The 15,438-nt window shown below is 43.5% G+C and carries 12 protein-coding genes and 1 pseudogene; 2 read left to right on the forward strand and 11 right to left on the reverse strand.

All coding sequences use genetic code 11. The features are described 5' to 3' along the window. Positions 1–406: 406 nt before the first annotated feature. From C4S38_RS16230 to C4S38_RS08445, 6 genes are all read right to left on the reverse strand, one after another. Entirely contained in the window at positions 407–538 is a 132-nt protein-coding gene (locus C4S38_RS16230) for a hypothetical protein (protein ID WP_262497702.1), read from the reverse strand. A gap of 1 nt (position 539) precedes the next feature. Beyond that, entirely contained in the window at positions 540–734 is a 195-nt protein-coding gene (locus tag C4S38_RS08425; RefSeq protein WP_103983367.1) for a hypothetical protein, read from the reverse strand. Then, positions 734–1,162: an HU family DNA-binding protein gene (locus tag C4S38_RS08430; RefSeq protein ID WP_103983368.1), complete on the reverse strand. Its 429-nt coding sequence runs from the start codon at positions 1,160–1,162 to the stop codon at positions 734–736. The genes C4S38_RS08425 and C4S38_RS08430 overlap by 1 nt, the downstream gene beginning before the upstream one ends. Positions 1,163–1,439: 277 nt before the next feature. Then, entirely contained in the window at positions 1,440–3,314 is a 1,875-nt protein-coding gene (locus C4S38_RS08435; RefSeq protein ID WP_103983369.1) for a DUF6562 domain-containing protein, read from the reverse strand. Positions 3,315–3,362: 48 nt separating this feature from the next. After that, on the reverse strand, positions 3,363–4,397 hold the full coding sequence (locus C4S38_RS08440; RefSeq protein ID WP_103983370.1) for a DUF6562 domain-containing protein: 1,035 nt from the start codon (positions 4,395–4,397) through the stop codon (positions 3,363–3,365). 6 nt (positions 4,398–4,403) lie between these two features. Further along, positions 4,404–5,504: a DUF3575 domain-containing protein gene (locus tag C4S38_RS08445; protein ID WP_103983371.1), complete on the reverse strand. Its 1,101-nt coding sequence runs from the start codon at positions 5,502–5,504 to the stop codon at positions 4,404–4,406. 830 nt (positions 5,505–6,334) lie between these two features. Between C4S38_RS08445 and C4S38_RS08455 the strand changes: the two genes are divergently transcribed. Next, positions 6,335–7,609 (forward strand): 3-keto-disaccharide hydrolase, encoded by a 1,275-nt coding sequence (locus C4S38_RS08455; protein WP_394340844.1) that lies wholly within the window; start codon positions 6,335–6,337, stop codon positions 7,607–7,609. 164 nt (positions 7,610–7,773) lie between these two features. Further along, positions 7,774–8,058 (forward strand): annotated as a pseudogene (locus C4S38_RS16045) (LytTR family DNA-binding domain-containing protein); the annotation flags it as partial. A gap of 17 nt (positions 8,059–8,075) precedes the next feature. Here the strand turns inward: C4S38_RS16045 and C4S38_RS08465 are convergent. The 5 genes from C4S38_RS08465 to C4S38_RS08485 all read right to left on the reverse strand — a co-directional run bounded on the left by C4S38_RS08465 (position 8,076) and on the right by C4S38_RS08485 (position 15,273). Next, a complete protein-coding gene (locus C4S38_RS08465) occupies positions 8,076–9,095 on the reverse strand; it encodes a DUF4838 domain-containing protein (RefSeq protein ID WP_103983375.1) in 1,020 nt (339 codons plus the stop codon). A gap of 101 nt (positions 9,096–9,196) precedes the next feature. Further along, positions 9,197–9,568 (reverse strand): hypothetical protein, encoded by a 372-nt coding sequence (locus C4S38_RS08470; RefSeq protein WP_103983376.1) that lies wholly within the window; start codon positions 9,566–9,568, stop codon positions 9,197–9,199. Positions 9,569–9,685: 117 nt separating this feature from the next. Further along, the gene (locus tag C4S38_RS08475; RefSeq protein WP_103983377.1) at positions 9,686–10,354 is read right to left on the reverse strand and encodes a 3-keto-disaccharide hydrolase; all 669 of its coding nucleotides are present in this window, start codon (positions 10,352–10,354) and stop codon (positions 9,686–9,688) included. 25 nt (positions 10,355–10,379) lie between these two features. Beyond that, positions 10,380–12,068, reverse strand: a complete 1,689-nt coding sequence (locus C4S38_RS08480; RefSeq protein ID WP_103983378.1) for a RagB/SusD family nutrient uptake outer membrane protein — start codon at positions 12,066–12,068, stop codon at positions 10,380–10,382. Positions 12,069–12,087: 19 nt separating this feature from the next. Continuing rightward, positions 12,088–15,273 (reverse strand): SusC/RagA family TonB-linked outer membrane protein, encoded by a 3,186-nt coding sequence (locus C4S38_RS08485; protein ID WP_234999327.1) that lies wholly within the window; start codon positions 15,271–15,273, stop codon positions 12,088–12,090. Positions 15,274–15,438: the final 165 nt, after the last annotated feature.

The raw sequence follows: 15,438 nt of genomic DNA on the forward strand, positions 1-15,438 counted from the left end.
AGTAATTGACGGTATTATTATTCTATAAAACAAACATCTAATGTCTGTATAATACTTGTACTACTTGTTGTATGTAAATCTTTCAAAGAACTCGTTATACACCCGCTTTTTAGCGAACGTGGATGCAAAGATAAAACTTTTTATTTATTAGCTCCAAATGTTTATGGAACTTTTTTGATAAAAATATTGTTCAATATCTATTCACCAATCATTCTCTCTCGAATGCGGATGCAAAAGTAATGCTCTTAAACATATATTCCAAACTTTATTCCAACTATTTTTTTAAACAAAACAAGGCGCACAACCTAATTTGCATAACATCCGCAAGTTACATATTGAAAAAAAAATTACACCAATCTTATTGGATAACTATGCCGGGAGATTCATTTATATATAAGGTACGAGATTATTCATCGAGTTCTTTAGAAGGCATATTCTGAGGTTTATTTTTTCCGGTTATCTTACCGATCATTCTCTTAACAATCCCAATACAACGACTGACTACCGATAATATATCCATAATTTTTTCTGCATTCATCTTACTTGTTTTTTAATTTATATGAATAATCTACGCCGACCAATGCACCGGCAAATGTGCTGATTTCTCCAAAGGCAACTAATATGCTTCCATGTATTTCACCCGAAGGAGGCACCCAAAATCCCATAAATAAAAGAGTAAGGCCTGCCACACAAAGCAGCAAGGCCATTACCAATTGAAATGTCAATCTTGACATTATACAGTATGAGGACGATCACATTCCTTTTCCACCACTTCCGGGATTACCCTTGTAAACTCGGTGGTCATCTTTGTTTCACGAAGTTCTTTCCCCGGTGTAAAAACGATTTTCGCTCTACGAAGCAGACTGTTGTTAAAATCCTTCTCTTCGTCTACCCCATCACTACTAACAGACAAACGGAAATTTCCAAATTCACCCAACTGAACAATACGACCTTCCTGCAATTCCATATCCATTACAAAATTAAGGTTATCCAGAACCGCTTTGACATCCGCACTTGAAACTGTGCTACGGGCAGCAATCAATTTACATAAATGTTTCAAACCAGACGTTCCATTACTCTTTGCTACTGCATAATACTTCTTAGCTGCATCCTTTTCGCCAGGTTTACATGAACGCTGTACCAACTTAAATCCTTGTGACATAATTTATAAATTTAATTTGTTATGTGCTCACCATTGAACACGATGCAAATGTAAAACAGGAAAAAATCCTCAACATGGCTTAAAAAAAGCTGTAACAAACTGAATATCACAAATAAAAAAACATTCGCACTCAAAAAAGGACTATTCACCCCAACTTATATTGTCGCTTTTTTACATTATATCAACTTACCGGAAACAGATAAATAAAGATTTATTGCATTGCTCGGCAGCACCCGGACATTGACGCATGGCTGTCCGAATAGCTGTTTGCCACAGGTCAGTTGATGACAGGCGTGCGCGGAACGAGCTTCGGGTAAGCAGTGCCGCTATCGCCTGTTTGCCACTTATAAGTGCTTTCGGACACGCCGTTGTTGATGCCGTTAAGCTGGCTGTTCAGTGTGCTGATGTCGGTGAAGTTGTTGTTGCCCGTGCCGACGGCTCCGTCGCTGTTGTTGTTCTTGCCTATCATATCGGTAGTTCCTCCGCTGGAGCCGCTGTTCCACGCCGAATAGGAACAGTTTCTGCCATTTATATCGCCTGCCAGACCTCCTGCTCCGGAACTTTCTGCTTTTCCGCCGCTAATCGTCACCTGTGCATTGGCAATGCAGCCGGTGATAGCTAGCGTGTTTCCGGCATAACTCCCCGTAATCCCTCCGGCAGCGTTCGCCGCGTTGTTGTTCGAGGTGGTGGAAGAAACGGTACCGTTGAAACGGCAGAATTCGATAGTTCCAGCCACAAGGCCGCATATACCTCCGGCGAAGCAATGCTTTGCTCCGGTTACGGTGACCGCTCCCTCCACGATAAGGTTGCTGACCTTACCTCCGATAGCTTCGAACAATCCGCCACGAGCTTCATAGTTTTCATCGGTGGAGTTGATTGAAACGTTCATATTGCTGATGGTATTGCCTTGTCCGTCAAAAGTTCCATAAAAATTATATATCGGTGTCCACGGTTTGTTTTCGAGGTCGATGTTGGCGTCGAGCACGTAGTTGGCATTACGATACATGGCTTCGGTGCTGCCCGTTATCACCGCATTGGCTTTCGCGAGCGTGGACAACGCCGCCAGTTGTTCGGCGGTGGCGATGGTGTAATGGTAGTCTTCGGCTTTGTCGCCACTTCCGGCGGTCTTTACAGGGTCGAGGATATTTCTGGCAGGGGCGACGTCGGTATTGTACTCCACATCCGATGTTGTCCAGTCGCTGTTGATGTCCACAGTCAGTTTCACGTCTTTGATGGATACCGGCTTTTCCGAAATCAGGCTTCCGGTAGCGTTGGTCTTGTAGTTGCGCTTGAGGGGGATTCCGGCAGGGATGGTGACCGACTGCAAATCTTTGCCCTCAGTCCCTGTAAAGGTCAAATCAATACTGCCTAAAGTGGAAGAGGCTTCGGTAAAGATATAGTCGGAGAAGAGGGTTTGCGATTCGGCTGATTTGCTGTTGCAGGTCACCGTAACTGTGCCGCTTGCTATTCCGCTTAATACATTAAAGTTTTTAGGTACAGTGTACCGGGCTTGCAGCCCGCTGCAATAGCCGTAGTTTGTAGCATTCTTTTCTTTTATCGTCAGTTTGGCAAACGGGCGGGTCAGTGCAGGGATAGTCGGATTTGTCACGGCAGTAGCCCCCTTCTCTAATGCATAGAGACCGCAGAAAGCGTCACGGGCATCGGTGTTAAAGGCGTACACGTTTTCAATAATCGAGATGGCTTTCAGACCGTTGGTGACGTCATTAGTGGCATAAAACTTGTCGTCGTAATGCGTGCAGCTTAGGCCTCCGATTGTGGCAGAAATACCTTTTGAGTCCGTTGCAATAAAGTCCGCCCAGAAAAGGCAGTAGTATTTGCCTTCATCTATCGTGAAATCGAATACTACGTTGTCACCGGTCATTCCCGCTTGTTCTATGCGCTGTTTCAACACAGGAGTTTGATCTGGTGCCCCTTGCGTCCATACTTCGAGGATGCAGCGAAGTTTGTAGTCGGAGGGAGCCGTGGGCAATGCCCGTGTCCCGATTTGCGCGAAATCTTCGGGCAGCGAGGCGGTGAGGGTCACGCGGTTGCTCTCGGTAGCGGTTTGCAGCGCATCGGTTTCGTCCTGGCTGCACGAGGTTATCAGCCCCACGAGGGCGATAATCCAGAGGTAAAGATGGTACTTTTTCATGTGCTTGATAATTTTGATTTTTAATTTATTGGTAATTCACTCTTTTTATCAATGTAGCAGACCGTCGAGGTCTATGTCTATATCTCCGTCAAAATCGGGGTCTATGTCCACGCCTCCCTGCATCTCGCTGGTGAGGAAACGGGCACGCACGGTGGTGAGGTGTCCCCGTCGGTAGGGCACTTCCAGCCCGGTGGTGCGGCTGATGACGTTGCCGCCGCTGTCGCGTATTTCCATCGAGAGGCTGACGAACGATTCCGTGCCGTTCACAAACACGAAGTCCGTTCCGATGGAGCATTCCTCCTGTCCGTCTGTGGGGACGGCGAGCGGGGTGGTATAGGCTATTCCCGTCCGCGAATCCGCAGGCTTGCCCGCGAGGACGTTGAACACCGTGGGGAGGTAGAAGCCGTAGGAGAACGTAATCGTAAATGTTTCATCATCGGCACGTTGCTTCTTTGTCTTGCGGAGGAAATCCTTCACGTCGGTAGCTATAATCTCATACTTCGCCAGCGGGCGCACCATGTCCACTTTTATCTGCACTTTTGCATTCCATTCGTCTCGGTATTGCCGCAGGTCGAGGGCGGCGGTTCCATAAAGGCAGTCCCGATAGTCGGTGCTACCCGTATAGGGATCGGTGCAGGCTACCTGCTGCAAGTTGTCCGTATCGTAATAGAGGTCGTCCATCGTGCCTGCCTTTACGTAGTCCGTCCATACGGCGAGAGTATAGTCCAGCGCATGCAGTTTCAGATGGATGGGGAGCGTGATTTTCGCGTCTCCGTCCTCTTCGGCGGTCTCCATCACCGTCACCTGCCGGGCTGTGGGCTTGCCCTCCCGCCACGCCTCGATGATGAAACGGCGGCGGTAGCCGTCGTTGGCTTTCGTTGTTCCGCTGCGGGCATTTTTCTGCGTGATGATTTCCAGCGGAACAAGTTCCAGGTCGAGCGTCACTTCGGTGTTGACTTCTACCAGCGTGGGGTCGATGCCTTCTTCGCCGTCTTCCGTCATGCCAGGGTAGTCGTGTACGCAACCGGCAAGGAAGATTGTCAGCACAAGGGCGATAAATCCTATCGTGTATTTCTGTTTCATAAGCCGTTACTTTTTAAGGTTAAAGCGATAGACCACGGAAAGCCCCACACGGGTGATGCCCCAATAGTTCTTGGTACGTGTGTCGATGCGTGCGCCGTTATCTATATTATAGTAGGTGTCATAGCGCATGTTGGCATAGCCTGCGCCGAGCGTAAACTCGCCCGCCCAATGCTCATTAAAGGGCAGCAGATAACCGTAACTGATACCTGCGCCCAAGAGCGGACGGGAGGTGTCTTGATAGCGGTCGCGGTTCCACTTCACGTTGAACCAGCCAACGTGTGCGTGTACGCCGAAGAAATGCCCTTCGCCGGGCTTCGATAGCCAGTAACGGGCTTCGGGCTGGATGGTAAAGGTCTTGATGGCGTGTTTGCTGCCGATGTGCCACGGACACCACAGTATCGGAAGTTCGACGGAGAGATGTTCGCTCACCTGCACGTCTGCCGCCACATTCATAATCGTGCCTGCCCATGCCGCAAGATTGGTCTTGACGGCCACGTAGCGGGGAGAAGAAGATACGGTTTCCGGCGTTACCGTGAGGGCCGGTTGTTCCGCTTGCTGCTGTTCTTCTACCGTTATTTCTTTCTCCGGAACAGGCGGCTCAACCTTTTCGGTTTCCGCCCGTACTTCCGGTGCATCCGCAAGGGCAAGCCTGACAATGCCCTGCACATCGGCACGGCGTGCTTTCTCCGGGCTTTCCGCTCCGGTATCCACGCCTGCACCCGCGTAGGCGATCCGTTCGGCGGCGATACCCTTCCGTACAAGGTAGTTGCGCACGGTGCGTGCACGGCGTAGCGAGAGCGTATCGTTGAGCACCGCCCGTCCGCTCGCATCCGCCCAACCCCGGATGACGATCCGTGCATCAGGGTTCGCCCCGGCCCAGCGAACCAACCACCCCGATTTCGGGTAATCGCTCCGCTCAATCCATTCGCCGTTGCCGAGCGAAAAATAAAACGTCGTGCGCATCATCACTGAATCGCGTTCAGTCGTGCCGGGAACGATATTCCCGTTCTGTGCTTTTAATGCGGCTGGCGATAATAAAAAGATCAGCGCAAGGCACGCAACCGCGTGGTGGCAGCGGCCCGGAAAGGCAAGTAAAGTTCGTATCATCTGGTTTCTTATTTTTATTTCATGGACAGACAGACAATCCACTACCCTCCCGTATTGCGCGGGTAGCGAGAATTGCCGGATAAAGAATCGGGAGAAAAGGAGAAATGGAGCAATAAAAAAAGACGCAAAACAGCCATAAGCCGAATTGCGAAAGTATTGGTAATTAAGAAGTTTTTGCTTAATTACACGCGAATTAGAATTGTATGTGTGTGTGTGTGTGTGTGTGTGTGTGTGTGTGTGTGTGTGTGTGTGTGTGTGTGTGTGTGTGTGTGTGTGTGTTTACACGAATTTTCGAAACTTCCAAATTTTCAGGCATTAAAATAGCAGGAAAAGATATCTTTCCGCTTCCCGAAGCCCTGTTCGGGGCATCGCTCATGCTTTCATTTCTTGTTCCGTTGTTACAACATATATCCATTTACATCATATTAGGCTATAAATATACATTATTTTGCGTTCCGCACCAAATAATAACCTATTAAAGAGCATGATGATAGCAGGAATAGCACCCAACGATTACAGATTGGCACAAAACTAAATATTATATTCTCCAATTATTAAGTTTCAAAATAACAACCACTCAAAGAAAAATATTTCATCCCGATCATTTTTATAAATCATCGGGATGATTTGCAAAAATGATCGGGATGACTAATTCCGTTCTCTCAAACAGGTTCCCTAAGAAGTGTATTTTGACATATTTCATCCTATTAACATCTATCCTGTTACATTCTTGTATTGACTTTCGGTTTTTATCTATATATTTGTGGCTGAAAAGTATTTAAATCTAATATTAATCTAACTTCTAAAAAATGGAATTTATTATGAGTAAAATGACTGCCACCAGTCTATTAGCTTCTTGTGCAGTTTCATTAGCCTTGTTCTCTTCTTGTGCCGAAAAAGAGCAAAACACGCTTTCTCCCGAAGAAGTTGCCGAAGGCTGGCAATTGTTGTTTGACGGTAAAACATTGAATGGCTGGAAAGATTACAACGGTACTACGCTTACACAGCCATGGCATGTTGTAGACGGATGTATTCAAGCTAAAGGAGACGGTAGCGATGCTAGCGGTTACATCGTTACAGACAAAGAGTATGAGAACTTTGAATTGTCTTGGGACTGGAAACTTTCCAAAGGTGGAAACAGCGGCATGTTGTATCATGTGGTTGAACGTCCACAGTATTCTGTTCCTTACGTAACCGGCCCGGAATATCAGTTGATAGACGAACCGAACTTCCCGGAGCCACTGGAAGAATGGCAAAAGTTAGGCGTAGACTATGCAATGCATCTGCCCGATAAAGCCAAAATGAAAGTAAACCCGCAAGGCGAATGGAACAACTCCAAGATCGTATTCGACAACGGCCATGTAGAACATTGGCTGAACGGAGAAAAAATTCTGGAATTTGAAGCCTGGACAGATGACTGGCATGCAAAAAAGAACAGCGGCAAATGGGCTAAGGCTACTGAATACGGATTAGCAAAGAAAGGTGTATTATGTCTGCAAGACCATGGTTATCCTGCTTCATTCCGTAATATTAAAATTAAAGAACTTCCACGTAAAACCGGACAAGAAGTTGTATTGTTCAATGGTAAAGACCTGACCGGATGGGAAGCCTATGGAACGGAAAAATGGTATGTAGACAATAATGGTTTACTGGTTTGCGAAAGTGGTCCGGACAAAAAATATGGTTATCTGGCTACACGCGATTATTATGACAATTACGATCTGACTGTTGAATTCAAACAGGAAGCCGATGGCAACTCAGGCGTGTTTATCCGTTCTTTCGTTGAAGATGGAGCAAAAGTAAACGGCTGGCAAGTTGAAGTAGCTCCTAAAGGGCATGACACAGGCGGTATTTATGAATCATACGGCCGCGGCTGGTTGATCCAGATTCCGGATGAAAAAGAAAACATACTGAAAGAAGGCGACTGGAACACCCTACGCATCAAAGTAAATGGCGACAATGTACAGACTTGGTTAAACGGTGAAGAAATGGTAAACATCAACGACGAAAAGATCGGTGCCGGACAAGGACGTATCGCATTGCAGATTCATGATGGCGGCGGAATTAAAGTTCGCTGGCGTAACTTGAAATTAACAACTCTATAATTTTATCTCAGACAAAGCAAAAAGAGATATTTTCAGATAGAAAGAGATCCCCCTACAGTCTTTTACAGATTGTGGGGGGATTTTTTATATACCAACTTTCTATCCCCCCTCGCCCCTTTCCCATCCGGCTTCATACACCTTATTTCCGGTTTCAGCAACTATTATCCGGTATTGCTTATTTTTATTCGGAGAATAAAGTAGTCTTTGCCGTAACAAAAAAAGGGCAGGAACATGCGATAGACTTCTCATTAAACAAACTTATGGAGCAACTGGACCCGGAACGATTCTTCCGGGCCAACCGACAGATTATTCTTTGCATAGATGCAGTAGATCATGCCGAACCTTACTTCAACGGGAAGATTATTGTGATTGTAAGACCGGCTTTCAAAGAAAAGATAACAATCAGTGAAGAAAAGCTATCTTCTTTCAAACAATGGCTGAACTATTAGCTTTTCACTGCCCGGTTTTACTGTAAACGCTTCATTCCTTCACCATAATCTTTCAGGAAAGTCTGGTCAGGGTACTGTTGCCAATACCGGTCGTCCATATAAACAGCAAAGGAAGTAATGTTTTTAATACCGAATCCGGCATACGTTTCCAAATCAGACATAAATACGTCAGGATGCCAAGGCAGTTTAACAGCCGGTTTCTTCCAATCGCTAAACAAGGAAACATCCAGCCAGTATTCAAGTACAACTGCGGTTTCGGCCGGAAATACCTTTAAATTATCTTCCAAAAACCTTATGTTTTCGGCATGTGTCATACCTCTTCCACTAGCAAATTCGTCGGAAAGAGGTTTTTCCCAACTACGATAAAAAGGTGCAAACTCAAGGAAAATGCCATCGGCCGGTTTTACCTTCTTGGGAGCTTCCATAGTAGTATGGTAAGCAAGATGGGCTAACTGTGCTTTGGGATCAATCGTTTTAAGTCCTTGTATAATCCGGTTTTCTATCATCAAAGCCTGTTCGCTTCCGGAAAGATGAGCACATTCCGGACAAAAGCAAAGAGGTGCACCATCATCCAGCCAATAATAATAGCGATGATTAGTAGACGGAAGTAGTTTAGCATAATGAATTGCGTTTTCAGCTATTATATCCAATGCTTTAGAAGAGCTGGCACAACAATTGAAGTCGGCCACGCGATTCCCGTTTTCATCCATACGGAACAAGGTAGAGTCTTCTGAAAATAATTCCCTGGGTAATAATTCGTGGATAGCATGCAATTGATGTTCGACCTGAATGCCATATTTATTGCAATCGGCAAGGAACTTCTGCCCTTTTTCAGATTTGATAAAAGCTTCTACTTCCTTGGGAGTAACATGTGTACCAATAGTGTTTATACCGTTATCGGCAGCCAAGCGGGGCCAATCTACGGTTTCCAGATCGTGAACGGAGAGAACAACACCTCTCATCTTAAAAAACGATTCTTCGGAATGGCATGCACATAACAGCAGTACCAGCAAGCTTAACAGCAGTTTTTTCATCATGATATAATATTAAAGTTGACAGCTGATAAACAACAATGGACAGTCAAAAATATTGCGTATGCAACCGTCAACTGTCCACCGTCACCTTTCAAGTGAAATAATTATCTTCGTCCGTTTCCTTTGCGGTGAATCTTCTTTGCTGCCATCTTTTCCTGATATAATTTGTATTGTTCTTCAGTAAGAACTTTTTTCAGTTGAGCATCACGTTCTGTACGCATAGCCGTCATTTCGGCACGTTTTTTATCACGGACAACCTTTGCTTTTTCACGCTCGACCTTCATTTTATCAGCAAATTCCTGATTGATCTTACGGAACTCGGCAGCTTGTTTTTCATCCAATTTCAATGATTCGACCATCGTTTCATAACGTTTGGATGAATCATCGTTTCTTTTATCCATTCTTTTGCCATCGCGGGCAAATACTGAAACGGAACTTAATACAATAACTAAACACAAACCTATTACCTTTTTCATAAAACTATACCAATTCGTTTAATTAATACTTGTTTGTGAAGCGCTTCGAAACAATAGACCGAAAACGAGGCAAAAGGTTTAAAGGCAGCCTGATTTTTTTTCAGGCTACCGGCTCTTTTACAATTGTTTAATCTTTATGTTGCGGAACCATATACCGGATTCGCCATGCTTGCCTTGAAAACCGATATAGCCTTTCGGTTGTATTTCGCAATATGGTTTAGGCAACCAGGCCGGAATATCTGTTCCGTCAGGATTTTTTGTACCGGAAGTCCAATCGGCCAGATTTGCCGAAACAATCTTTTTACCGTTTAGCTCCACATCAATTTGTTGACCTTTGGCTGTGACAGTCATCTGGTTCCAGTCACCCGGCTCCTTAACAACCAGCTGTTCATTTGCCCCTTTGTGTCCGAAGATAGCACCACAACGCAGATTTTCCGCAAGTTCTTTCCATTGTGGATGATGATCGTCGGCAATCTGGATTTCTATAGATGTAGGAATCCAGTCTTTTTTGTCCGGACAATAAATAACAACACCGCTATTAGTATTCACGTCTGTTTTGAACTCCAGTTCCAATACAAAATTTTCATACTGGTCTTTCGTCCAAATAGCCTGATCGGCATTAGCAGTCAAGATACCATCCTGCATACTCCACACGGCCTGGTCATAATCTGCATTCGACAAATCGTCGGCAAACAACGGTTTAAAGTCATTCTTTGTACTACAAGCTGCCAAAGTAAGGCAACACACAAATAAAGCTAACAGCTTTCCGATACTTGTTTTGTTCATAATGGTAATTTATATAGTTAAACAATTAAAAACCAGGTGTTGTTTGCTCTAACAATGGATTGGCATTGAGTGCCCTGTAGGGTATAGGGAAAACATCTTGATTTGATGCATCAGGGCTCTTGTCCCACCAAGTTCCTTCACTGAAACGGTTCCATCTTATCAAATCTATGCGACGGTGGCGTTCGCCTAAAAATTCACGCCCCAATTCATCTACAAACTCATCATCAGTCAGTTTTGCAAGGTTCTGTTCATAACTAAAACGAGGCCAATCTGCAGCCGAGAAATATCTCTTTCTCACAGCATCCAACAAACGAGCCGCACCCAATTTATCATTTGCCCGATACTTACACTCAGCCAATGAATAATAAATTTCCGCCAATCGTATTTCAGGAATAGAGTTCATTTGAAATAAATCTTTGGATTGAGGAAGCCAAGGAAATTTAATTAAACGATACCCTGTATTTTCCTCTCCATATATAACATGGGAACCTTTAGCTAGTCCGGCTTCCCCCTCTGAAAAACGGCCTACCTGATCTACATAAACCAAAGGCTTTCCGTTATATTCTTCTGTACCTGTAATGATCTCATCGGTATAGCCATAACCTTTGTCATAATCAAACTTATATTGCGTGCCCATAAGGAAAAAGCCTTCATAATCACCTTCCACACTCGTCACTCTAAACGGTTTTTTCCGAATATCCTCATTCGGAAATTTCTCAAATGGCATCCCCAGTTTGTCTTGGTAAAGATTGCCTCTCAAGTCTCTTGACGGAGCTAGATTTCCTCCATTCCAACCTTGCCAGTCATTATCCAAAGAATAACGATCCTGATAATGCATCCACATATTGTACATCCATGATGCTTCCAGATAATTTTTTTTATGGGCAAACTCAAATATGTTTTCCGGCGACTTGTATCCGTTAATACCAGCCCGGAAGGGACCGCGATAATCCGGATCGATACTATAACTACCGTATTTACCGTCTATAATTTCCTGAGCAACGCGCGCGCAATCATCATAACGGGACTTTCCCGTCCATTTTTCAGCATTTAGATACAAACGTACCAATATAGAGGCAGCCCCTCCTTGGTCGAGACGTGAAGAAGTTATATTTTTCGGCAACGCCGGAATAACAGCTAACAGTTCTGACTCGATAAAATCAAAAACTTCCTGAGGAGAAGATTGTCCTTTTATCTCATCTACTCCGGTAACTATAGGCACATATCTGAAAAAATCGATCAAAAACATATAATACCAAGCTCTAAGTCCACGTACTTCGGCAATATACTGATTTTTTACATTCTCATTTAATTTAAATCTAGAAAAATCTAATTTTTCAAAATCTGAAATCACATTATTGCACAACGTAACTCCCTTATAAGGCCCAACCCATGCATTATAAACAAAATTTTCCTGCACTGTCCATTTATGCTCATGTAAACGAACATATTCACCACCGTTATATCCATGCTTTCCACGGGTGGGAATCATTAATTGATCGGCCGTTACCTCCTGTAAAAAATAACGGGCATCTTCCCATCCTGTTTTATGAGCCCATGTATAATTGCTTGTCAGAGCAGCATAAACATTCTCACTATTTTGATAATAGTTGGTAGCCGTAATCTGACTGAAAACCTCTTCATCCAGATTCGTACACGAAACCCAAACGGAGCCAACTATACATAAACTTATTATATATTTAAACAGCTTCATAATAATAGATAATTTAAGGTTAATAAGATATTTGGATCCCAATTGTAAAAGAACGAGCCACCGGATAGACATTAAGACCGCTGACACCCGGTTCCAAGCCATTTATATCAACAGCCGTAGGGTCCATTACGGAATATCCGGTAAGCGTAAAAGCATTCTTTATTGTACCGTATATTCTCAAATTGCTAATCCAGTCTGTTTTTAAACTCGGAGTCCACCCTAGAGTAATATTATCAAGTCTGAAATAATTTCCGTTCTCCAGAAAGTAATCACACATCACCTTTCCCGAAGTAATATGTCCATTCTTCCCATAAGCATCTTTCAACAAATTAATACCCGGCTCCGCCATCAAACCATAATACATTTGATACATATTCAATATCTGATAGTCAAACTTTCCCTGAAAATACAAAGTCAGATCGAAGCCTTTATAACGCAACGTATTCCCCCAAGTCAATGCATACCGAGGAGCTCCATGCCCAATGTTGCCTTTGTCGGCATCACTGGCAACCCCATTAGCCAGTATTTTCTCGCCTCCTTCTTTGGCATCCTTCCACACCAACATATTACCGCTCTCATCGACTCCCGCATATTTTAACCCCCAAAATGTTCCAACTTCCGTTCCATCTTTCAAACGCTGTGCATATCCGGGAAGTCCGGGAGCAGGCAAATAATAACGGTCCATATATCCCTTCTGATATGTACCATTTGAGAATTTATCCAATTTAGACTTGGTATAAGATACTATAACATTTGTTGAATAAGAAAAATCCTTTGTCCGGACTGCATCCCAATTCAGCGTTAGTTCGATGCCTTTTGAACTGGTAGAGGCTACGTTTGTAAATATCTGGTCATACATGAAAGGAGGAAGAGGAGCATCATAATTGGAAATAACGTCCTTCCCTTTCCGTATATAAGCATCAAGACTACCGGATAGCTTATTCTGAAAGAATCCGAAATCGAGCCCTAAATTATACGATATCTGTTTTTCCCAGTGCAAATCGGGATTGGGGTTATTTGCCGGTCCCCATGTCTGTATCCACTGTCCAAGATCATTCTGCCATCTTTCGCCCCCTTTATAACGAGCCAGTGCCGAATACATCGGGAAGCCGGAACGTCCCGTTGCTCCATACGAGAAACGAAGCTTTAATTCATCAATATTCTTAACAGACTTTATCACAGGCAAATTAGACAAACGCCATGCAGCTGAGGCCGCAGGAAACCAACCCCATTTATGATTAGCGCCAAATTTGCTATTCCCTTCATACCTGACGGAAGCAGTCAAATAATACGTATCATCATAGTTATAATTTAAACGGGCAGGAAAACCGATTGTCTTTTCTTTTTCTTTCAATGATTCCATACCCAAACGTCCGGAGGCCATATTCCAATCCCCCGCTTGCAGATTATTGTAAGAAAGCACATCAGAGGGAAAGTTCGCATTTTCTGCAAAAAACATCCGATGATTAAACTCTTGGTACGAATATCCTGCCATTAATTTAATGGTATGTTTATCTATTGAAGTGAAATAATTACCAATCCATTCAAAGGTATAATCCGTCCAGTTTTCATTCTGCAACCGAGCACGCCCCTGACGCATGTTATCTACAGATTCTTTATGCTTGGAATTGATGTACAGGCGTCTCAAATACTCTTGGCTTTGTCTTGCCAAAGAAACCTCGGTATTCAGATTAGGCAAAATATTCAACTTAATTTTAAAATCGGCAAGGGAGAACTGCCTATCTCCGCCATTTTCCTGGTCTTTTATATCTCCTACAGGATTGTAGGTGTCAAATCCGTACAAAATACTATATTTATCAGGATCGTCTTTATCCATCATCGGATGAGTAGGGTTCAGCTTAACTGCTTGCTGAAACACTTTATAGTCTACATATTCTTCATTTATTACGCGTGTAGACAAATTTCCACTCACTTCCAACAATCCTTTCAACGTTTTAGCAGAAAACCCCATTCGGACACCATATTCTTTTCGGGAAGAACCAATATCCAACCCCTCCTTCGTTTTGTAATTAGCCGAAGCCCGGAATGTTAGATTCTCTCCTCCACCGGATATGGCAACGTAGTGATTCTGGTCTATGTTATTTTTCCTCAATAACTGATCATACCAATTTGTATGACTGCCAAAATCTATATCTCTTTTATGTGCCAGAAACTCCTCTGCAGAAAGGACTTCCGGCTTATTAGCAACCATGTCATGATCCATATAGCCATCATAGGTAACAGAAACTTTTCCTGCCTTACCTTTTTTCGTCTGAATCAAAATAACCCCGTTAGCAGCGCGAGAACCATAAATAGCTGCCGCCGAACCATCTTTTAAAATTGTTATCGATTCTATATCCTGATTTGCAATGTTTCTCAAATCAGCTCCCGGCATTCCATCAACTATAACCAACGGCGTATTTCCCGCATCAATAGAAGAGGCACCACGCATTTGTATATTAGGAGATGCATTCGGATCTGCTGCTGCCGGATTTGAAACACTCACACCTGAAACTTTTCCATCAATCATAGACAACGGACTAGTAAACGCTCCTTGTAAAAAGTCTTTGCTGGAAACAGACGTAACCGCAGAAGTCAATTCCTTTTTTTCTACTGACCCATACCCTACTACAACGACTTCCGATACCTTCAATACATCCGTCTCCAGTTTTACAATTAAGCTTGTTTTCCCTTTCAATGGTATATCCTGAGTAATATATCCAATATATGAAACCTGCAATACCCCATTTCCAATATCCTGAGTCTCAAATTCAAATTTTCCTTCTATATCTGAAATACAGCCGAAGGAAGTACCCTTAACAAGGACATTCGCTCCAATTATCGGTTCTCCATATTCATCCAAAACACGTCCGGTTATTCTTGTCTTTTCATCAACCGGAACATTCATCTTTGTCAGAATCACATCCCTATCCACCACCTTATAGTGAACATCTGAGCCCTCGAACAATTGATTCAGCACAACAAAAACATCTGCATCCTGTGCGTTTACAGAAACTTTCCGGTTTACATTTATCAGCTTGCTATTGTAGAAAAACTGGAAGTCGGTTTGTTTCTCTATCGTTTCCAGAATTTCCGCCACTGTTTTTTCCGTCATGCGGATTGACAATGTTGCAGTTTGTGCATACGAATGAGAAGCGAATGCAATACTGATAGACATACACAGTAATAAACAGGTTAACTTCATGGTTCTCGTTAATTTAGGCACCCACCAGAATCTACCATAAAAGTGTGCACCAAGTTGGATATAACAATTCTTTGTCATATTTTTGTAATGATTTAAGATTAAAAAATTATTTCTTTAGTTCGTTTTAAGACCTGCTATTGAATATTTCATACGGGAAGATGCTGG

The organism is Parabacteroides chinchillae, assembly GCF_900108035.1.
Taxonomy (GTDB): domain Bacteria; phylum Bacteroidota; class Bacteroidia; order Bacteroidales; family Tannerellaceae; genus Parabacteroides; species Parabacteroides chinchillae.

Coding starts and splice junctions, on each gene's coding strand:
- C4S38_RS08480 (WP_103983378.1), bottom strand. CDS start 12,068: ATGAAGCTGTTTAAATATATAATAAGTTTATGTATAGTTGGCTCCGTT.
- C4S38_RS08455 (WP_394340844.1), top strand. CDS start 6,335: ATGACTGCCACCAGTCTATTAGCTTCTTGTGCAGTTTCATTAGCCTTG.
- C4S38_RS08485 (WP_234999327.1), bottom strand. CDS start 15,273: ATGAAGTTAACCTGTTTATTACTGTGTATGTCTATCAGTATTGCATTC.
- C4S38_RS08465 (WP_103983375.1), bottom strand. CDS start 9,095: ATGATGAAAAAACTGCTGTTAAGCTTGCTGGTACTGCTGTTATGTGCA.
- C4S38_RS08475 (WP_103983377.1), bottom strand. CDS start 10,354: ATGAACAAAACAAGTATCGGAAAGCTGTTAGCTTTATTTGTGTGTTGC.
- C4S38_RS08435 (WP_103983369.1), bottom strand. CDS start 3,314: ATGAAAAAGTACCATCTTTACCTCTGGATTATCGCCCTCGTGGGGCTG.
- C4S38_RS08470 (WP_103983376.1), bottom strand. CDS start 9,568: ATGAAAAAGGTAATAGGTTTGTGTTTAGTTATTGTATTAAGTTCCGTT.
- C4S38_RS08440 (WP_103983370.1), bottom strand. CDS start 4,397: ATGAAACAGAAATACACGATAGGATTTATCGCCCTTGTGCTGACAATC.
- C4S38_RS16230 (WP_262497702.1), bottom strand. CDS start 538: ATGAATGCAGAAAAAATTATGGATATATTATCGGTAGTCAGTCGTTGT.
- C4S38_RS08430 (WP_103983368.1), bottom strand. CDS start 1,162: ATGTCACAAGGATTTAAGTTGGTACAGCGTTCATGTAAACCTGGCGAA.
- C4S38_RS08425 (WP_103983367.1), bottom strand. CDS start 734: ATGTCAAGATTGACATTTCAATTGGTAATGGCCTTGCTGCTTTGTGTG.
- C4S38_RS08445 (WP_103983371.1), bottom strand. CDS start 5,504: ATGATACGAACTTTACTTGCCTTTCCGGGCCGCTGCCACCACGCGGTT.